The sequence below is a fragment of the Mesorhizobium sp. M0590 genome, from assembly GCF_040320905.1.
Lineage (GTDB): Bacteria > Pseudomonadota > Alphaproteobacteria > Rhizobiales > Rhizobiaceae > Mesorhizobium.
On record NZ_JAMYQN010000001.1, the window covers coordinates 489618 to 509777 of the forward strand.

Below are 20160 nucleotides of genomic sequence, written 5' to 3' on the forward strand. Positions count from 1 at the left end.
GGATGGTGCGCCCAAGGATGTTGCGCCCGACGATGTTATGCCCTGGGGTGTTGTGCTTGTCGGCGTCGACGGTTGCAAGGCCGGCTGGATAGCCGTCCGCCGCGATCCCGGTGCGGCACCGTCGACAGCCGTTTTCCCAAGCTTCGCGGCGTTGCTCGACCGACTGCCCGCCGACTCGTTGGTAGCGGTCGATATGCCAATCGGCCTGCCCGATTTCTCCCAAAGAGGCGGTCGCGGCCCGGAGGCGCTGGTGCGGCCGCTGCTTGGGGCCCGGCAGTCCAGTGTCTTTGCCATCCCCTCCCGCGCCGCGCTCTACGCGGAGATCGAAGCCTTCACCAAGGTCGACGCCTGGTACGCCGCACATCGCAAGGCAAGTGAGGTAGCCAAGACGACCTCAGATCCGCCGCGCGGTGTCTCGATCCAGGCCTTCGGCATCTTCGCCAAGATCCGTGAGGTCGATTCGCTGCTGATCGCGCGCCCCGAACTACGCAGCCGCGTGTTCGAATCGCATCCGGAAGTTGCCTTCTGCAAACTGAACGGCGACCGGGCGATGCGCCTGCCAAAGAAGATCAGGGGCAACATCAATCCGGCCGGCATGGCCGAACGCAAGGCGCTGCTTGCCCGGCATGGTTATAGCCAGGATTTTCTCGACCACGCGCCGCCGCGCGGCGCGGCCGCCGACGATTTCCTCGATGCCGCTGCGATGATGCTGGTTGCCGGACGCATCGTCAAAGGCGAGGCAATGCCGTTTCCGGATCCGCCGCTCGCCGATCGTTTCGGCATTCCCGTCGCCATTTGGGCCTGAGGACCAGGGCGTCAGGAGCGTGATCTGAGCGCCTCGTTGAGTGCCCACATATCCTTCTCCTCGGGCGCGGTCTCCAATCCGAGCACGGGAACTTGCTTGCGCAAATGGTCGTGGTGGGTGCGCACGCCATATTCGAGATCGGAGAGGTAAAAACCTCCGAAGGCTTCGGACAGCATGGATTCGTTGGACCATATCGAAAGCTGTACATCCTCGGCCAGCGTGTCGCGGTCGATGCGGTAGGATAGGTAGCGGGCTGCCGCCTGCTCCCTGGTCTCGTCGCGATAGCGGTAGATGGCGCCGCGCAGCAGCGTCTCACCCGTCGACAGCGGAAATTCCTGATAGAACTGCACCGATTCCGGCATGATCGACAGCGCGTTGTTCGGGAAGATGCCGTAGTAGATCCAGGCCTTGCGCAGGTGTTCCGGCAGGTGCTTCGCCTCGGGTGCGAGCTTGATGTATTGCGCGACGCTCCAGCGCCGTCCGGCATACGGATTGTAGGTGGCGAACGAGCGCGACACGCCGTTGACGAACGGCTCGTCGAAATAGGTCGCACCGTAAAGGTCCTGCAGCGCCGGATGCGCCATGGCGACGTGGTAGCCTTCATTGTCGACATCGCGCACCGACTTCCAGTTGACCGGCGTCTTTTGGGTCCAGATGCCCCAGGACGGCACCATCTCGGCGACGCCGTAATGGGCAATCTCGGCTTCGATCGGCTTCAACAGCTCGGCCACCGATGGCTGCGGCCCACCCTTGCGGAAACGGATGAAGATGAAGCCCATCCAGATTTCGAGCTCGAGCGGCATCAGGCCGAATTCGGTCTTGTCGAGGTCGGGGAAGGAACGGGGGCGGGCAGCACCGCGCAGCGTGCCGTCGAGATTGTAGACCCAGCCATGAAAGGGGCAGACCAGCGCATTCTTGCAAGTGCCCTGGCTGTCGGCAACGACGCGACTGCCGCGGTGGCGGCACATATTGTTGAAGGCGCGCACAACGCCATCCTTGCCGCGCACGATCAGCGCCCGCTCGCCGACCACATCCATCGTCAGATAGTCGCCGGCGTTCGGCACGTCGCAGACATGGCCGGCGATCTGCCAATGGTTGCGGAAGACGTGCTCTTTCTCGAGTTCGAGCAAGGCGTCGGAATGATAGCTCCAGCCAGGCAGCCCCCGCCGATCCCAATCGTTGGGGATTGCCACGTCACGCAGATGCGGGTTCATAAAAGGCTCTTTATTTATTGAATGCTCATTCAATAAAAGCATATTTTCCGTTGAAATGCAATGGTTTGGGAAAATGGAGAGAATTCTTGACGGGAAATCAAGCGGGATTCGAGAGCCCAGTCCGAACGATCGAAGCCGGGAAAATCCCGGGAATTCCAGACGTTAATCCCCTTACACTTGTTGAGCGCTCGACGCTCTGTGGGCCTGGAAAAGCGACGTGGATCTGGTGCCGTGGGTAGCGGAAAACGAGCACAGAATGCCACCGGTGCTGCCAGCTACGCCGGATCGGTTTGCCCAGGAATGGCCGCGGGCTTGGTTTCATGCCGGTTACACAATCGTTAATCCATCATCGTTGGCCGGTTACAAGGTGCGATTAAGTTCGTTTCAACAGGGAAAAGAAGAAGACCGAAGGAAACGACGATGCGTACGAAAATCCAGATCACCGATACCGACCTTCGCCAGCAGGGTCCCCAGCGTAACGACCGGCGCCCGAAGCTGGCGCTGCGCCAGCGCGCCAGTGATCATCCGATGGCGATGTTCATGCTGCTGGCGGCTGCCGCATTTGCCGGCATGGCGTTGACGCCGACCGTCGGTCCGGCCTTCGCCTCACTGAACCCGCCGGCCAACCTCATCGACGGCGCGACAACCACCACCAAGACGGCGCGCCTGCCGATGCCGGAGATCGATTTTGCCTGCAAGGGGCAGGCCTGGGGCGCCGAGAGCCTGGATTGCCTGCGCGTCATCGCTGCCCAGTCGGGCAAGGCACGACCGGTCCGCATGATCGCCAATGCCGCCCCGCTGGCTGATACGCCGAACGTTTTTTGATTTTTTTGCGAGCGCCCTCCAGCACTCCAGTCAGGCTCCCGCCGCAATGTCGGCCGGGAGCCTTTTTCTTCCGGGGCGAGATCGCGGAGTCTAGCCGCCCAGAGCGGCCTGCTCGGCAATGGCCGAGAGCACGCCGCGCACATCCAGCGTGCTGAACGGTTTTTCGAGGATCGGCGGTCGCTGCTGAGCCGGCAGCGCTTCGATCTCGCCTTTCGCGCCGATCAGATCGCCGGTGACAAGCACGAAGCGCCGCGCCAGACCCGGCATTTCGGCGAGTAGCTCGCGATAGGCGGCTATGCCGCTGGTGCCGGGCATGCGCAAATCGGAAAACACGATGTCCGGCGGCACATGGCCGCTCAGCGTCGCGGCGGCCGAGACCCAGGCCGGCACGACCCGCGACTTGATGCCCATCAGCTCCAGAATATCGGACAGCGACGCGGCGACATCCGGCTCATCGTCTATGATCAGCGCGTGACGCAAGCCGCTCGACCGCGACGGAGCTTCGCCGGCGGCGGCCGCGCCGGCAGCGATCGCCGGCAGCTGCACGACAAAACGCACACCTCTCGGCGAAACCTCCTCGAACCAGATATTGCCATTGTGCCGCTCGATGATCGATTTCGAGATCGACAGGCCGATGCCGGTACCGACACCGACCGGCTTGGTGGTGAAATAGGATTCGAATATGCGTGAGCGTATCGCTTCCGGCACGCCTGGCCCGTTGTCCTCGACCGAGAATCCGGGATTGCCGCGGTCGCTGCGAAACGTCCGGACCTTGATCCTGCGGTCGCCGGCAACGCCGGCCAAGGCGTGCTGGCTGTTGATGAGGAAGTTGGCGGCCACCTGCGTCACGTGGTCGGCATCGGCCATGGCCAGCAACGGGCCGCTGGCGAAATCGGTGTCGATGATGATGCCGCTCGACCGTGCACCATAGGCGGTCACTTCGAGTGCGGCGCGGATCACCTGGTTGAGGTCGGTTTCGGCTTGTGCGGCCGGGTGCAGGCGGACCATCGACAGGAAGCTCTTGACGATACGGCCGCAGCGCTCGGCAGCGGCGCGCACCTTTTCGGCGCGCACCTTGGTCTGGGGATCGGCGGCGAATTCGTGCAGCAGCGTCGACTGGGCGACAACCACGGCCAGCGGATTGTTGAGCTCGTGCGAAACGCCGGCAAGCAGCGAGCCCATTGCCGCCATCTTCTCGTTCTGGTGCAGTTTTTCGCGCTGGCGGTTGATTTCCTCCTCGGCCCGCAACTTGTCGCGCAGGTCGCGGATGGAGCCGAAGATCAGCTGGCGATCGGCGACCCGCATCTCGGTTGCCGTCAGCTCGATCGGAAAAACCTCGCCGGCGGCATTCTGGGTGACCGTTTCAAGCCGTTGGCCGACCATCGGCGCGCCGCGGCCCGACATGTATTCGGCACCCGACGCATAGCCCTTGCGGTAATATTCCGGCACGACCGTATCGAGCAGGTCCTTGCCGAGGATATCGCTGCGCCGATAGCCGAACATCTTCTCGGCGGCCGGATTGAATTCGATAATCGAGCCGGTCTCGTCGATGACGATGATGGCGTCGAGAGAGGCCTGCAGCATGGTGCGGCGAATGACGTCGCTGGCATGCGCGTCGGAGGGCGACCGTTCGATGGCATCGCCGATGGCGAGTGCCACCATGTGCAGCGCCGCCTCTTCCTGGTCGGTCCATTCGCGTTCGTGGATGCAGTCGTTGACCGCCAGCGTGCCCCACAAATTGCCGTGCGAAAAGACCGACACCGACAGGAATGACTTGATGTTCTGCTTTTCGAAATCGGTCCGCAGAAAGCCTTCGAGATCGCGTGTGTGCCCGGCGAAGATCTTGCCTTGACGCTCGTCCTCCGCCAGCCGTTCCAGCAATGGGTCCGAATCGACGACCGACTGCATGATGACGGTCGGTGACGCCAGTTCGCCGCCAAACCGGGGAGCGATCCAATAAGCGGCGACCGACTGGGCGAAGCCCTGGCCGGGCAGTTCGCGCAGGCGAAACAGGATGCCGCGGTGACAATCCATGGCTTCGCAAAGCGTCTGGAGAATACCCTCCATTTCGCGTTGCCAGTCGCCGGCTTCGCGCAGCCGGCGAACCACATGCACGGCCGCCATCGCCGCGCCCTGCCTGGCGCCCTGCATGTCCGCGCGTGTTGTTTCAGCCGTCATGGTCAGCCGTCATTTCCTGGCCGTGGCTTGCTCAAGCCGCCGGGCCTTAGTTGTTTTCCCCGACTGGCAGCGAGAAGATATAGCCTTCGCCGCGCACCGTGCGCAGGAATTTCGGATTGGCCGGATCCGCCTCGATCTTCTTTCTCAGCCGCATGATGCGGATGTCGACGGCGCGGGACGACTCCGGGTCCTCGACGAAACCGATCGCCTCGGAGATCGCCGCCCGCGTCAACAGCCGGTTGGCGCGCGTCAGGAACACCTCCAGCACGTCGAACTCGCTCTTGGCCATGTCGATGACCGCGCCGTTGGCGCCGGTGACGAGCCTGCCGTCGAGATCGGCGTGAAAGGGTCCGAAGCTCACGGACCGGCGGCCGCCGGATGTTTCAGCCTTGGCCTTTTGTGGCTCGGTCGGTTCCGGAACGCGGCGCAGCACGCTGCGCACCCTGGCCAGCACTTCGCGCAATTCGTAAGGCTTGACGATGTAGTCGTCAGCGCCGAGCTCCAGTCCGACGATGCGGTCCAGCGCGGTACCGGCCGCCGTCGCATAGATGATGCCGATCGGCATTTTCGACCGCATCCAGCGGCCGAGCGACAGGCCGTCCTCGCCCGGCATGGCGATGTCGAGAATGGCCAGATGGAAGGACTGGGTTTCCAAAAGGTCGCGCGCCGCCGCCGCACTTTCGGCCGTGGCCACATCATAGCCGCTGGCGCCGAGATACTCGGCGACCGCATCCCTCAGGTCGGGCTCGTCCTCGACAATGACAATTCGTGCCCGCACGATGCTTTCGCTCCCGCTTTCAGCGGAAAGTAGATTGGGTATAAACATGATGTCCAGCACTCTTCTTGGGTTGCCGTATGCGGGGTAGAAAAACATGGCTGCACGATCCGTTATCGCGCTTGTTTCCGTCGCTGAAGTAATTGCGACCGATCTCGCCGATCATCTCGAGCGGCGCGGTCATGACGTCCGCGCGGCGCGACAGCCGTGGGAGGCCGAATCGCTGCTTTCGGAAAAGGGTATCGATGTCGTGGTTGTCGGCGACAGCGTCAGCCAGGCAGAGGGGCGCGACCTGCTCAGGCGACATGGCGGCGAAGGTGGACCGGATTTCATCCTGATCTGCCGCCCGGCCGATCTGGTCGACAAGGTTCTGGCGCTCGAACTCGGCGCCGCCGACGTCGTCGAAAGCCCGCTCAATGTCAGGGAGCTTGCCGCTCGCGTAGGCGGCCTTCTGGCTCGGCGCGGCAGGAGCGCCGGGGAACTGATCGTGCTGGAGAACGCGACCGTCGATCTCCGATCGGCCATCGTCATGCACCGCTCGGGCACGGAAGAACAGCTGTCCCCCGGGCAGGTGGCGCTGCTCAGGCTGTTCCTGGCCAGCCCACGCAAGGTGCTGACGCGGGACGACATCATCGCCGCCGCGCCCGCCGAAAATGCCGAAGCCTTCGATCGGTCGATCGATTCGCGCATCGTGCGGCTGCGCCGCAAGCTCGATACCGAAACCATCACCACCATACGGGGTGCGGGTTACCGGTTCGATCCGCCGACGCAATTCGCCGATTGAAGGCAGGACGGCCACCCTCTTGTCTCGAGCATCGGGTTTTCCCAAAACCGGTTTCCACTTTGGGGTCCGATGCTCTTCAGCGCACCACGAGAAGCGACGGGCCGGACAGCATGTCACTGTTCGTACTGACCTCGCCGGCATGGGCACGTTCCTTCAGCAGCACGGTGGCGAGGCCGGCAATGCCGAGCAGGCCCTGGACGTAAAGCAGGGCGGAAAGCACGGAAGCGGCGAATTTCGTTTTCATGCTGTTCGTTCCTCAAAATTGGAATTTACGGGCACTTCAGGGGAACCCCCGAAGCGCCCGCGCCGCCAGCGGAGCCCCCCGTTGCGGCGCGGGCCTTCGGTCCTCTCGGCTGCAAGTTGCCGGAGGCGCCGCGCATCCTCAACGGCCCTAAGCCGCCCCCGCCAGAGGGGCTTGAGCAGGTCGACGCGCAGGCTGGAAACTGTCCAGACCAATCCAGACCGTAGCGAAAACAGTGTTGGCTTCCGATCGTTCGTTGACCGCTGTTTTCGTTAGGTCAACTTACCCTGTTCGCTGTATCCGGATCATGCCGCCGAGGCTGCGCTTTGTTGCAGCTCGGTTTCGGAGTCAGGTGAATTCCTATCAAACGAAAGGCAATCGCGTATTCGCGCCGCGGTTTGGCCGATCCGCCTAGGCAAACACGCCACCGTCATGACGACGTCGTGCAACTGCAAGCTGCTTTGCACGGACCTTTTCTGTTAACCAGGGGAAACAGAAACGAAACACAAACGAGCACGTAGCGAAATCGGCTGGAAACATGACGCCCCGATAAGCCGGTCATCGAATTGAGCCGGCCCCGACCGGCAGAATAGGGGAGACATCATGTACACTGCCATTTCCGCCAAGCTCATCAACATCGCTGCCGCCGTGATCACCGGTACTGCCTTGCTTGTCAGTGCCGGCAACGGCGCAGCCCACGCCGCCGCCAACAAGATCGTCGCGCGTGTGTCGCTATCGCAGCAGACCATGGAAATCCTGGTCGACGGCCGGCCGACATTCGCCTGGAAGGTCTCGACCGGCGACAGGACGCACGTCACGCCGACCGGTTCGTTCAAGCCGACCCGCATGCATGAAATGTGGTATTCGAAGAAATACGACAACGCCCCGATGCCGCATTCGGTGTTCTTCAGCGGCGGCTACGCCGTACATGCGACAAGCGCCATCAAGCGCCTCGGCCAGCCAGCCTCGCATGGCTGCGTGCGTCTGCATCCGGACAACGCCGCCGATTTCTACCAGCTCGTCGAGGTCTTCGGCCCGGCCAACACCAGCATCGTCATCGTCAAGTGAGCGATGCTGCTCTCATCACTTACAAAAAGGCCGGAAATCCGGCCCTCTTTATTAGTGCAGTATTAGTGCAGTCTAATCCGGCATCACCGGCATCAGGTTCGGATCCGGCTTTTCGGCGTGATGCGGCAGGTCCTTGCTGGCGATAAAGGTGTAGAACATCGGCACAACGAACAGCGTGAACATGGTTCCGACCAGGATGCCGGTGAAGATCACCAGGCCCATCGAATAGCGTGCCGCGGCACCCGCGCCGCTGGAGATGATCAGCGGCACCACGCCGAGCGCCATCGCCGCCGTCGTCATCAGGATCGGCCGCAGCCGCACCCTCGCCGACGCGATGATCGCATCGCGGCGCCGCATGCCGTGCATTTCACGCTGCTGGTTGGCGAACTCGACCAGGAGGATGCCGTGCTTGGTGATGAGGCCGATCAGCGTGATCAAGCCAACCTGCGTGTAGATGTTGAGTGTCGCGGGTGGAATGCTGAACTGCAAGCCGCTGATCATGAAAATCAAATTGAGATTCGGAATCATGTTGAGCGGCAATATGGCGCCGAAGATCGAGAGCGGCACCGACATCATGATGATCAGCGGATCGCGGAAGCTTTCGAACTGCGCGGCCAGCACCAGGTATATGACCAGCACCGCCGCCGCGAAGGCGATCAGGATGGTGTTGCCCTGTTCCTTCTCTTGGCGCGATTGGCCGGAATAGTCGATAAAGAAAGTGTCCGGCAGGCTCTCCTTGGCGATATCCTCGATTGCTTTCAAACCGTCGCCGGTGGTGACACCAGGCAGCGGCAGGGCGGAAATTGTTGCGGAATTCAACTGATTGAACTGCTCGATCACAGCAGGCGACGCGTTGGTCGAGATCTTCACCACCGCCGAGAGCGGCACCATCTCGCCAGACACACTGCGCACGAAATACTCGCCCAGCTTTTCAGGGTTGTCGCGAAAGCTCTGCGGCACCTGCGGGATGATGTCGTAGCTGTTTGATTCGCGGTCGAACTGCGCCACCTCGGCACCACCGACCAGAAGCGTCAGCGTCCGGCCGATGTCGGCGATCGGCAGGTTGAGCGCGGCTGCGCGGTCGCGGTCGATCGTCACCGTCACTTGCGGCGCGTCATAGGACATTGAATTCTGCACGGCGAGGAAGCGACCGGAGGCCTGCGCCTTGTTCTTGATGTCCTCGGCCGCCTCGTACACTCGGGAGGCCTCGCCGGTCGAGCGCACCACCATTGTGATTGGCAGGCCGCCGCCCGATCCGGGCAGCGTCGGCGGCGCGAAGACGAAAGCATCGACGCCTGCCACCTTGGCAAGGCGGGCAGTGATGTCTTCCTGAAGTTCCTTCGAGCTGCGCGCGCGCTCGGCCCAGTCCTTGAACGCAAAGCCGACGAAAGCGCTGTTCGTCGGGCCTTGGAACGCGACGGCGGAGAACCGCGCCCTGGTTTCGGGGATATCATTCACCAGCCCGAGAATCTGGTTCACATAGGTCTCGGTGTAGTCCGAGGTCGCATAGCGCGGCGCGTTCACAATAGATAGCAAGAAGCCCTGGTCTTCTTCCGGCGCCAGTTCGCTCGAGGTCTTGGTGAACATGAAACCGGTCGTGGCGACCAGCGCGAGGACGATCATCAGCGTCACCGGGCGATAGTTCAACGAACCGGTGACGAGCCGCTCATAGATGTGTTCGACGCGCCCGAACGTATTGTCGACAATGCGCTGGAAGCGGCTGTGCGACCCGGACCTCAGGATACGTGCCGACATCATCGGTGTGATGGTGAGGGCGACGACACCCGAAAGCACCACCGAGCCGGCAAGCGTCACCGCGAATTCGCGAAACAGCGCGCCGGTCAGGCCGCCGGTGAAGGCCAGCGGCGCGAACACGGCGGCCAGTGTTATCGTCATGGCGACGACGGCGGAAGAGATCTCCCGCATGCCGTTGAAGGCTGCCTGCATCGGTGACAAGCCATCTTCCTCCATGTGGCGGTGGATGTTTTCCACCACCACGATGGCATCGTCGACGACGAGGCCGATCGCCAGCACCATGGCCAGCAACGACAAAAGATTGATCGAATAGCCCACCGAAAACAGCAGGAAACAGACGCCGATCAGCGACAGCGGAATGGTCACGATCGGCATCAGCACCGAGCGGAACGAGCCGAGGAAGAGCAGGATAACAACGATGACGATGGCGACCGCCTCGCCGATGGTCTTGAACACCTCCTCGATCGACGCACTGATCTGCTCGGTTGAATCGTAGACGATCTCCATCGTCATGCCTTGCGGCAGCGTCTCCTGGATGGTCGGCACGATCTTGTGGATTGCCGCCGCGGTGGTCAGCGGATTGGCGGCCGGCGTCGGAAAGATGGCGAGAAAGATGCCGGGCTTGCCGTTGAAGGTGACCCTGGTGTCGGTGTTCGCCGCGGCGAGCTCGACGCGGGCCACGTCGCGCAGTCTCACCACATTGCCGTCCTTCGAGCGGAGCGGAAGGGCAGCGAAAGCCTCCGGCGTCTGCAGGGTCGAGCGAACCGTGATCGAGGAAGCCACATATTCGTTTTCGGTATCGCCGGGCGCGGAGAGGAAATTCGATTCGTTGATGGCGGTCAGCACTTCCGCCGCCGTCACGCCGCGCGCCGCCAGTTTGATCGGGTCGATCCAGACACGCATCGAGTATTCGGCGGCGCCGAAAATCTGCACGTCGGCAACACCTTCGACCGTCGAGATACGCGGCCGCACGACGCGCTCGATATATTCGGTGAGTTGTTCCGGCGTCATGTTCGGGTTCTGCATCGAGATGTACATCATCGCGAACTGCTGGCCGGTGCCCTTGACGATCACCGGGTCTTTGGTTTCGTCCGGCAGATCGCCGCGCACGCTCTGGACCTTCGACAAGACTTCGTTCAGCGCCACGTCAGGGTCGGAGCCGAGTTTCATCTGCACTGTCACGGTGCTGGATGACGGCCGGCTCGCCGACGTGACATAATCGATGTTTTCGGTCGACGCGACGGCACGCGCGATCGGCGCGGAAATGAACCCCTGGATCAGGTCGGCGCTGGCGCCGGGATAGGCAGTGGTGATGGTGATGGCCGTTTCTTCAACCTCTGGATACTGCCGGATCGAAAGGTTGAAGATGCCTTGGAAACCCAGAAGCAGGATCATGCAGGCAAGCACGGTCGAAAGGACCGGGCGGCGGATGAAGAGGTCGGAAAAGCTCATTGCTGGGCTGCCTGCTGGTTCCCCGGCTTGCTCGGATCGATCGTGTTGTCGACGGCAACGGACATGCCGTTGGAGAGCCGGTTCTGGCCGGCGGTAACGACTTCGTCGCCGGGCGCGATGCCCTCCAGGATCTCGACCAGGCCGGCGTTGCGGCGGCCTGGCTTGACGAACACCTGGGCGAGCACGAGCTGCGGCTTCTGTTCTTCCGCTGCCGGCTTGGCCTCCTCTGCCGGTTTGGCTGGGGTAGCAGCCGGCTTTTCGTCGGGTTTTGCCGCGGGTGCTTCGGCCGCGGGCTTGGCAGCATCTGCAGCCGGCTTTTCTTCCGGCTTTGCCTCGGGCGCCGCGCCGTTGGCTTCGGCGGATTTGGCCGGGCGCACCACGAAGACGAAGTCGCCGTACAGGCTGGAAGTCAGCGCCGTCTGCGGCAGCGCCAGCACGTCGTTCTCCTCGGGCAGTTCGACGCGCACCTGGACGAACTGGCCGGGCGTCAGCTTGCCTTCGGGATTGCCGACCTCCGCCCTCACGGTCACCAGCCGGCTGGTCGGGTCGATCTTCGGATCGATGCCGCGGATGCTGCCGGTGAACGGCATGTCGCCGCCGCCGACGCCCAACCGCACCGTCTGTCCGATCTTCAGCTGCGGAAGCTGCTGCTCCGGCACGGTGAAATCGACACGCATCGTATCCATGTCCTGCAAGGTCACCACAGCGGTGCCGGGTGTGAGATACTGGCCAAGGTCGATTTTCGGAATACCGACGGTACCCTTGAAAGGGGCCGTCAACTGCTTTTGGTCGAGCACCGCTTGCAGCTTGTTTACCTGCGCTGCGGAGACCGATGCTGCTGCCTGCGCCGTGTCGAGCGTAGCGTCGGTGCCGACCCCGCGCTTCTGCAGCTCAAGAGCGCGCATCAGCGTCGTCTGGTCGGATGTGGCTTGCGCCTTCGATGCCACGAGGTCGGCTCGCTCGACTTCATCGTCGAGCTGAAGCAGCACGGCGTTGGCGGCGACCTTCTGATTGGCATGGAACAGGATGTCCTTGACGATGCCCGCGGTTTCGACGGTGAGGTCGACGCCGCGTACGGCACTGACAGTGCCGATCGCCTCGATGCCGGGCGTCCAGGACATCGGTTTGACGATGACCGTCGACACGGTCGCGGCCGGCGGCTTCATGCTGGCGAAGAACTGTTTGGTTGCCATGTCGTGAAACAGGTTGAAGCCGACGATGCCGCCGCACACCAGCACGAGCAGAATGAAGGCGATGATGAAGCGCTTGATCACGAACAGTCCCCTCGGCCACGGCCCAGCATAACAGTCGGACGACCGGAACACATACCTGTGACTGGTCCCAATTTCAAATGACGGCGATCTTACTGTACCGTCTGGACGGTCTTGTCAATTCCGCCTAAGCTAATGAATGGGGAACGCTTGATGAAGGCCCGCAGAGCAAATTCGCGCGAGAAGATTCTCGCCGCCGCCGCCGCCGTGGCGCGCGAGACGGGTCCTGGCAGCCTGTCGCTGGATGCGGTCGCCAGCCGTGCCGGCGTGTCGAAGGGTGGTCTTCTCTACAATTTCCCGACCAAGGCGAAATTGATGCAGGCGCTGGTCGAGGATTACCTGCGCGCCTTCGAGCAGGCGCTGGAGTCCGCCCGCACGGCCGGCGTCAACGGCGAAAGCCCGCTTGCAACTTACATCAAGCTGTCGGCCGAGCATGCCGAGGAATCGAAACCGTCGGCATCCTGGATATTTTCGGCGATTGCCGAGGATCCCGACTTCCTGACGCCGATAAAATCGTTCAGGCGGCAGGTGTTCGAGCGGCTGAAGGAGGAGACGCCGAATCTCAAGGCGCTGCTGGTCTGCTATCTCGCCATCGAAGGGCTTCGCAGCATGAACCTGTTCGGTTCGGACATTCTCTCCGTCGAAGAGCGCCGGCTGCTGATATCGACCCTGCTGGAGATCGCGGAATAGTCTAGGAATACGCCGGCTGGGTTCAGTTGCCTCGCTCGCTTCGATCGCCCGTTTGCGTCAACCCAAAGTGCCTGCCGTCACACAGGCTTCATCGTGCCGACATAGCGTCCTCCCATTCTTTGCTGCAAGGCACGAGGAGTGGGGTGTGGTCGATATTGTTTCAAGCGAAGCAGGAATTCCAAGGCCGGAGCATCCGCTTGACCGGCCAAACGGCACCGGTAAATGGTTTCTGCCGGCCTTTGCCGTCATCATTCTGGGCGGCCTTGCCTATGTCGGCTACGCGCTCAGCCAGGACCTGACCAGCACCGTCGCGGTGCCGTGGATCCTACTTGGGCTGGCGCTGCTGATCGCGCTCGGCTTCGAATTCGTCAACGGTTTTCACGACACTGCCAATGCGGTGGCAACGGTGATCTACACGCATTCCATGCCGGCCGAGCTTGCAGTGATGTGGTCCGGCTTCTTCAATTTCCTCGGCGTGCTCACCGCCAGCGGAGCAGTCGCCTTCGGCATCATTTCGCTGTTGCCGGTCGAGTTGATCCTTCAGGTCGGATCGAGCGCGGGGCTGGCCATGGTCTTCGCGCTGCTGGTCGCGGCGATCATGTGGAATCTCGGAACCTGGTATCTCGGCCTGCCTGCCTCGAGCTCGCACACACTGATCGGTTCGATCATCGGCGTCGGTCTCGCCAACCAGTTCATGGCCCCGGCCGGCTCCGTCACCAGCGGCGTCGACTGGTCGCAGGCGTCCAATGTCGGCCTGTCGCTCCTGATCTCGCCGCTGGTCGGTTTTGGCCTGGCTGCACTGCTGCTTCTGGTGATGAAGCTGCTGGTCAGGAACCGCGAGCTCTACGAGGCGCCCAAGTCGAGCGCGCCGCCGCCGCTGTGGATTCGGGCGCTGCTTATTTTCACCTGCACCGGCGTCAGCTTTGCCCACGGCTCCAATGACGGGCAAAAGGGCATGGGCCTCATCATGCTCATCCTGATCGGCGTCGTGCCGACCGCGTTCGCGCTCAACCGCACACCGGACGTGAACTATCTCGAAGCTTACAAATCGGCGGCGACGCAAGTCGAAACGGTACTCGGCAAATACGTCAAGCCCGGCGTCGTCGTGACTGACGCGGCGACCGCGGTCGGCGACGCCGTTCGCACCAAGACCTGGAAGGACGAGACCACGCCTGCCCTGCAGAGCTTCATCCACGACACCAGCGCCATGTTGTCGCCCTATCCGTCCGTGGAAAAGCTGCCGACAACGCTGGTCAGCAACGCCCGCAACAACATCTATCTTATCGGTGAAGCGCTGAAGCTGATCGACAAGAAGAAGCTGCTGCCGATGGAGGCAGACGACCTGAAGGCGGTGACGACCTACCATAAGGCGGTCGACAACGCGACGAAGTTCATCCCGCTCTGGGTCAAGGTCGCCATCGCGCTGGCGCTCGGCCTCGGCACCATGGTCGGCTGGAAGCGCATCGTCGTCACCGTCGGCGAGAAGATCGGCAAAAGCCATTTGACCTACGGTCAGGGTGCGTCCGCCGAGCTTGTCGCGATGGCGACGATCGCATCGGCCGACTATCTCGGCCTGCCGGTCTCAACCACCCATGTGCTGTCCTCGGGCGTTGCCGGCACCATGGCGGCGAACGGCTCGGGCCTGCAATGGTCGACGGTGCGCAACATGCTGATGGCCTGGATACTGACCCTTCCGGTCTCCATCTGTCTTGCCTTCGTGTTGTTCGTCATCTTCCGCCAGGTGTTCTGAGCGGGGGCAGGGTTTGACCAGAATGTCGCGGCACCGGCCCCGGCGCCGCCCTGATCACCTGAACGTGCATCGTTTCGGCGGCGGCCATGAATGACGCATCGCATCTGACATTGCTTGCCGCGGACGACCAGCATCATGCTCCCGGGCTGGTCTGGGCCTATCATGCCGCTCCCGGCAAAGCTCCCGAACCGCTGGCGCCCCGAGACATAGAGGCCGCGCTGGCCTCAGCGGGCGGCTGGGTCTGGCTGCATGTCGACCTTGTCGACCGGCGCGCCCATTCCTGGGTCAGCCATGCCTGCGCGCTGCCGGCGTCGGCTCATGCAATCCTCGAAGGACATGAGGACAGCCTAGTGCTGGCGCATGAGAATGGCGTCGTCCACGGCATTTCGGCCGATCTGCATGGCGAGATCACCCATCAGTCGACGACCATCGGCAGATTGCATTTTGCGGTCTCGGAACGGCTGCTGGTCACCGGCCGCCGGCATCCGCTGGCGGCAGTGGAGGAAGTGCACACGGCCCTTGCCGCGGGGCTGCGGCCGGCCACGGCATTCGAGCTGTTCGAAATGCTAGTCATGGCTTTTTGCAAGACCACCAGCCTGCGGCTCGCCGCGGCAACGAAGCGGCTGGATGCAGTCGAGGATCATCTCGTGACCGAGCGGCTTGCCGACGAAAAACGGCAGCTGAAGGATGTGCGCCGCCTTGCCGTATCCCTGCATCGGCCGATCTCGGCCCTGGCAGCGCTTTTCCAGGACGAAGACCGTTCCGCCTGGAACCTTTCCGCCGGCGCACATGAAGTTCTGCGCCGGCTTGCTGCGCGCCTTGAACGGCTCGACCGCGAGGTCGTCATGATCAACGACCGGGCAAGGCTGCTGCAGGAGGAGCTTGCGGCTGAGCTTGCCGACGAATCGAACCGTAGCCTCAAGGCGCTGGCGGTGATGAGCGCGCTGCTTTTGCCAGGAACCCTGATCGTCGGCATTTTCGGCATGAACACAGGCGGACTGCCATTTGCCGAGAGTCCCAGCGGCTTCTTCCTGGCGATGCTGCTGGCGGTTGGCGCGACCGGCCTGTTCTACTGGCTCCTACTGCGCGCCGGCGCCAATCTGCGGTTCTGAGGCCGATTAATGGCGGCGTTCGTTCACCTGTGTCAAAATACGGGCTGCCACCTCGAAACCACGCCATCCCGCCTTCCGAAAATCGGTTCCGATTTTCAGGCCGATGCGCTAGAGCCTTTCGGGATTGAACCGTGCCTTTAACCCGGAAAGGCTCCCACCGCTGCCCATGCCCCATCTTCCCGAGCATCTTCTCACCGGCTACCGCAATTTCATGAATGGCCGCTATCTCACCGAGAGCGGGCGTTATCGCTCGCTGGCGCGAGAGGGCCAGGCACCGGAAACGATGATCGTCGCCTGCTGCGATTCCCGTGCCGCGCCCGAAGCGATCTTCGATGCCGGGCCGGGCGAGCTGTTCGTGCTGCGCAATGTCGGCAATCTGGTGCCGCCCTATGCGCCAGACGATCAGTTCCACTCGACATCGGCGGCGCTCGAATTTGCGGTGCAGAGCCTCAAGGTCAAGAACATCGTGGTGATGGGCCACGGCCGCTGCGGCGGCATCCGCGCAGCGCTCGACACCACGGCCGCCCCATTGTCGCCGGGCGATTTCATCGGCAAATGGATGAGCCTGATCGCGCCGGCGGCCGAGACCGTGTCGTCGAGCACCTTCATGACGGCGACCGAGCGCCAGACGGCGCTGGAGCGCATCTCGATCCGCTATTCCATTGCCAATCTGCGCACCTTTCCTTGCGTCTCGATCCTCGAAGGCAAGGGGCGGCTATCGCTGCACGGCGCCTGGTTCGACATCTCGACCGGCGAGCTTTGGGTGATGAACAAGGACACCGGCGATTTCGAGCGGCCGGAGATGGAGTAGGAGACAAGGCATGACGCGACTTCGGGACGCGTTCGCGGCTGCGGCACTGCTGTGCTCGGCAGATTTCGCCCGTGCCGACGATAGCGCGATCATCGATCGCTGGTATTCGGCACTGCTCGTCGCCGACCGCAGCGAATTGTCGGACCTGCTCGCCGACAACGTCCGCATCAAGCTCGACGACCTCGGCGTCGTGCAAAGCAAGCAGGAATTCATCGCCTCGATCGCCGAGTGGCAAGGCGCCGTCGCCGGGGCCGAAATCCGCCACCGGATCGAGAAATCGGAGAGCGGCGTCACCACTGTGATCGCCTGCTATGATTTTCCCAGCAACGACATGCTGATGCAGGAGACCTTTGCCGTCGCCAACGACCAGATCACCGCCAGTTCGCAGGCCGCAATCGCCGAAAACTGCGACGGCTACTGACGGAGTTTTCCGCCCAGGGCTTTTTTGGTGACGGGCGCTGGAATTGCCGCGTTATCTCGCGTCTAAAAAGCGCACTGTCATCGTAATTCCCGTAATTCCACCCAATATCGAAGTCTCTAAAACGATATAGACGACACGATTGCTCGGGCAACGTCCAATTCTTTCAGACAATCCGTGTCATTAGCCATACCGACGTATGTCATAAATACAACATCATTCCCATTCGACAAATACCAGGCAGATAGCAATTGATCCACGGCCTCTGACAATACGCCAACAGAGATTATACCTTCAGACTCGTTGTTTGTGATATGACCTACATCTATGGAATTATTTTGGCAAAACTGAATCATAAATGGTCTCAGAACGTTAAAGTCTACGGTTGGTTTTTCTCCGCTACGATACTTCGCAATAGAGAATTGAACCGCGCCGCCGCCGTCCGTTTCTTTGGCTAAGGTAGGTGGCGACCCCTCTGGAAGATCGCCGGTTATATCTACCCATCCGGCAGGTAGGTCGAACGTGAGGCCATAGAATTCTACTCTCATTAAGGTTCCTTTGGATCAGGTGTCAGGATACGAGTGGAAGCCTCAGTCGAAGGAAAATGCAGGTTACAAGATAATAATCTTGGTACGCATAGAATTCGGCTCGAACGATACTCACGGCACCATGTGGGCACGCGTCGGCGTTAACCAGGCGTGCTGTTGCGCGCAACCGGCCGGCGCCTTACATCGGTGACGATCCGCCTCCTCCCGCCACTCAGCGAAAGTTTGCCCATGCCGTCCACCGTCGACCTCGCCGCCCATCCGCTGACCGCATGGCAAGGGCCGCTCGGCCTGCCCGATTTCACGCGCATCGGCGACGGCGATTTTTCTCCGGTCTTCGACGCGGCCCTCAAGGCGCATGAGGCCGAGATCGAGGCGATTGCCGGCAACACCGGGACGCCGACCATCGACAATACACTTGCCGCGCTCGAGCTTGCCGGCGAGGCGCTCGACCATGTCTCCTCGATCTTCTGGTGCCGCGCCGGCGCCCACACCAATGAGGCGATCCAGGCGCTGGAGCGCGACATCTCGCCAAAGATGTCGCGGCACTTCTCGGCAATCTCGATGAACGAACGCCTGTTCGCCCGCATCGACCACCTCTATCAGCGCGGCGATGCTTTGAAGCTCGATGCCGAAACGCTGCGGGTCTTGGAAAAGACCTGGAAAAACTTCGTCCGCTCCGGCGCCAGGCTCGACGCCGAAGGCAAGAAGCGGCTGGCCTCGATCAACGAGGAATTGTCGTCGCTCGGCACCAATTTCGGCCAGAACGTGCTTGCCGACGAGCGCTACTGGGCGTTGTTCCTCGACGAGGCCGACCTTGCCGGCCTGCCGGAATTCCTGAAAAGCTCGATGGCGGAAGCCGCCGAGATGCGCGGCCAGAAGGGCCGCTACGCCGTCACTCTGTCGCGTTCGATCTACGAGCCGTTCTCGACCTTCTCAGAACGCCGCGATCTGCGCGAGACGGCGTTTCGCGCCTTCATCATGCGTGGTCAGAATGGCGGCGCCACCGACAACACGGAAGTGGTGCGCGACATGCTGCGCCTGCGCGCCGAGAAGGCGAAGCTGCTCGGCTATGCTTCCTACGCCGCATTGAAGCTCGACGATACTATGGCCAAGACGCCGGAGGCGGTGCACGCGCTGCTCGATCCAGTCTGGGAAAAGGCGGTGGAAAAGGCCGCAAGCGACCAGGCCGAATTGCAGCGGCTGGCGGCCGAGGCCGGCAGCAACGAGAAATTCGCCGCCTGGGACTGGCGCTTCTATCAGGAGAAGCTGCGCGCAGAGAAATTCGCCTTCGACGAGGCCGAGCTGAAGCCGTATCTGCAGCTCGACCGCATCATCGAGGCCTGTTTCGACGTTGCAACACGATTGTTCGGCATTTCTTTCGAAGAAAAGAAGGGCATTGCCACCTGGCACCCGGACGCTCGGGTTTTCGTGGTGAAGAATGCCGACGGCAGCGAGCGCGGCCTGTTCCTCGCCGATTATTTCGCGCGACCCTCGAAGCGCTCCGGCGCATGGATGAGCGCGCTGAAATCCGGCTACAAGCTAGGCGATGGCTCCAAGCCGGTCATTTACAACATCATGAATTTCGCCAAGCCGCCGGCCGGCGAGGCAGCCTTGCTGTCGGTCGACGAGGCCAAGACCCTGTTCCACGAATTCGGTCACGCGCTGCACGGCATGCTGACCGACGTTACCTGGCCATCGGTCGCTGGCACCTCGGTCAGCCGCGATTTCGTCGAGCTGCCGTCGCAGCTCTATGAACACTGGCTGACGGTGCCGGCGGTGCTGGAAAAGCATGCGCTGCATATTAAGACCGGCAAGCCGATGCCAAAGGCGCTGGTCGACAAGATGCTGGCGGCGCGCACCTTCGGCGCCGGCTTCGCCACCGTCGAGTTCACCGCCTCGGCGTTGGTCGACATGGCCTACCACGCCCGGCCGGATGCACCGGAACAGGCGCTTCGTTTCGAAGCCGAAACACTCGAAAAGCTCGATATGCCTGACACCATCGCCATGCGTCACCGCACCCCGCATTTCGGCCATATCTTCGCCGGCGATGGCTATTCTGCCGGCTATTACTCCTACATGTGGTCGGAAGTGCTCGACGCCGACGCGTTCGCCGCCTTCGAGGAAACAGGCGATCCCTTCAATCCGGCGCTGGCCGAGCGGCTGCGCAAGAACATCTACGCCGCCGGCGGTTCAAAGGACCCGGAAGAACTCTACACCGCCTTCCGCGGCAAGATGCCTTCCCCGGAAGCGATGATGGCCAAGCGCGGGCTGGTGTGATGCATGCCCGCTCTTGTCACCGTTCTCTTTCCATCCTGATTGATCTCGGCTGTCATGGCGGCGGGTTGCGCATCGCCTGATCCGGTTTCCGCCGGTCCCGTTCGGCCTCGTTGGCTGCGGCCGCGTCGTTGAGGTGACTGCACTTAATGCGGTCTCCATCGTTCCGGCCGAAGGAGCCGCGTTCAT

17 protein-coding genes are annotated in these 20160 nt (G+C 62.2%); 10 read left to right on the forward strand and 7 right to left on the reverse strand.

The features are described 5' to 3' along the window. The first annotated feature begins 37 nt into the window (after positions 1–37). Positions 38–805 carry a DUF429 domain-containing protein gene (locus NKI52_RS02475; RefSeq protein WP_352697070.1) on the forward strand — a complete coding sequence of 256 codons (768 nt, stop codon included), beginning with the start codon at positions 38–40 and terminating at the stop codon, positions 803–805. Between the two features lie 11 nt (positions 806–816). On the opposite strand, the gene NKI52_RS02480 is transcribed toward NKI52_RS02475, so the two are convergent. After that, positions 817–2019, reverse strand: coding sequence for an aromatic ring-hydroxylating oxygenase subunit alpha (locus NKI52_RS02480; RefSeq protein WP_352574584.1), 1203 nt, complete (start codon positions 2017–2019; stop codon positions 817–819). 420 nt (positions 2020–2439) lie between these two features. Between NKI52_RS02480 and NKI52_RS02485 the strand changes: the two genes are divergently transcribed. Next, entirely contained in the window at positions 2440–2844 is a 405-nt protein-coding gene (locus NKI52_RS02485; protein ID WP_023678146.1) for a hypothetical protein, read from the forward strand. A 90-nt stretch (positions 2845–2934) separates the two neighbouring features. Here the strand turns inward: NKI52_RS02485 and NKI52_RS02490 are convergent, their stop codons facing one another. Beyond that, on the reverse strand, positions 2935–5022 hold the full coding sequence (locus NKI52_RS02490; RefSeq protein ID WP_352574582.1) for a PAS domain S-box protein: 2088 nt from the start codon (positions 5020–5022) through the stop codon (positions 2935–2937). A gap of 46 nt (positions 5023–5068) precedes the next feature. Further along, positions 5069–5848: a response regulator gene (locus NKI52_RS02495; RefSeq protein ID WP_198023578.1), complete on the reverse strand. Its 780-nt coding sequence runs from the start codon at positions 5846–5848 to the stop codon at positions 5069–5071. A 46-nt stretch (positions 5849–5894) separates the two neighbouring features. Here NKI52_RS02495 and NKI52_RS02500 point away from each other — a divergent pair, with 46 nt between their 5' ends. Beyond that, on the forward strand, positions 5895–6581 hold the full coding sequence (locus NKI52_RS02500) for a response regulator transcription factor (RefSeq protein WP_292663715.1): 687 nt from the start codon (positions 5895–5897) through the stop codon (positions 6579–6581). Between the two features lie 76 nt (positions 6582–6657). Here NKI52_RS02500 and NKI52_RS02505 read toward each other — a convergent pair whose 3' ends face one another. Next, a complete protein-coding gene (locus NKI52_RS02505) occupies positions 6658–6825 on the reverse strand; it encodes a hypothetical protein (RefSeq protein WP_352451255.1) in 168 nt (55 codons plus the stop codon). Positions 6826–7425: 600 nt separating this feature from the next. On the opposite strand from NKI52_RS02505, the gene NKI52_RS02510 reads away from it, so the two are divergent. Next, entirely contained in the window at positions 7426–7890 is a 465-nt protein-coding gene (locus tag NKI52_RS02510; protein ID WP_352458095.1) for a L,D-transpeptidase, read from the forward strand. A 72-nt stretch (positions 7891–7962) separates the two neighbouring features. Here the strand turns inward: NKI52_RS02510 and NKI52_RS02515 are convergent, their stop codons facing one another. Together NKI52_RS02515 and NKI52_RS02520 are read right to left on the reverse strand one after the other, a co-directional pair. Further along, positions 7963–11097 (reverse strand): efflux RND transporter permease subunit, encoded by a 3135-nt coding sequence (locus NKI52_RS02515; protein ID WP_352696926.1) that lies wholly within the window; start codon positions 11095–11097, stop codon positions 7963–7965. Further along, the gene (locus NKI52_RS02520; RefSeq protein WP_502894513.1) at positions 11094–12371 is read right to left on the reverse strand and encodes an efflux RND transporter periplasmic adaptor subunit; all 1278 of its coding nucleotides are present in this window, start codon (positions 12369–12371) and stop codon (positions 11094–11096) included. Before NKI52_RS02520 ends, NKI52_RS02515 begins: the two co-directional genes overlap by 4 nt. 150 nt (positions 12372–12521) lie before the next feature. Between NKI52_RS02520 and NKI52_RS02525 the strand changes: the two genes are divergently transcribed. The 5 genes from NKI52_RS02525 (at position 12522) to NKI52_RS02545 (ending at position 17152) form a co-directional block, all read left to right on the forward strand. Continuing rightward, positions 12522–13058 (forward strand): TetR/AcrR family transcriptional regulator, encoded by a 537-nt coding sequence (locus NKI52_RS02525; RefSeq protein ID WP_352594106.1) that lies wholly within the window; start codon positions 12522–12524, stop codon positions 13056–13058. A 145-nt stretch (positions 13059–13203) separates the two neighbouring features. Further along, positions 13204–14808, forward strand: coding sequence for an inorganic phosphate transporter (locus NKI52_RS02530; RefSeq protein ID WP_352594107.1), 1605 nt, complete (start codon positions 13204–13206; stop codon positions 14806–14808). 86 nt (positions 14809–14894) lie between these two features. Then, complete coding sequence (locus NKI52_RS02535; protein ID WP_352594108.1) at positions 14895–15920, forward strand: transporter; 1026 nt, start codon at positions 14895–14897, stop codon at positions 15918–15920. Between the two features lie 166 nt (positions 15921–16086). Then, the gene (locus tag NKI52_RS02540; RefSeq protein WP_352636927.1) at positions 16087–16731 is read left to right on the forward strand and encodes a carbonic anhydrase; all 645 of its coding nucleotides are present in this window, start codon (positions 16087–16089) and stop codon (positions 16729–16731) included. Positions 16732–16741: 10 nt separating this feature from the next. Then, on the forward strand, positions 16742–17152 hold the full coding sequence (locus tag NKI52_RS02545; protein WP_352636928.1) for a nuclear transport factor 2 family protein: 411 nt from the start codon (positions 16742–16744) through the stop codon (positions 17150–17152). Positions 17153–17268: 116 nt separating this feature from the next. Here the strand turns inward: NKI52_RS02545 and NKI52_RS02550 are convergent, their stop codons facing one another. Further along, positions 17269–17697, reverse strand: coding sequence for a hypothetical protein (locus tag NKI52_RS02550; RefSeq protein ID WP_352636929.1), 429 nt, complete (start codon positions 17695–17697; stop codon positions 17269–17271). A 222-nt stretch (positions 17698–17919) separates the two neighbouring features. Here NKI52_RS02550 and NKI52_RS02555 point away from each other — a divergent pair, with 222 nt between their 5' ends. Continuing rightward, a complete protein-coding gene (locus NKI52_RS02555) occupies positions 17920–19974 on the forward strand; it encodes a M3 family metallopeptidase (RefSeq protein WP_352697074.1) in 2055 nt (684 codons plus the stop codon). Positions 19975–20160 lie beyond the last annotated feature (186 nt).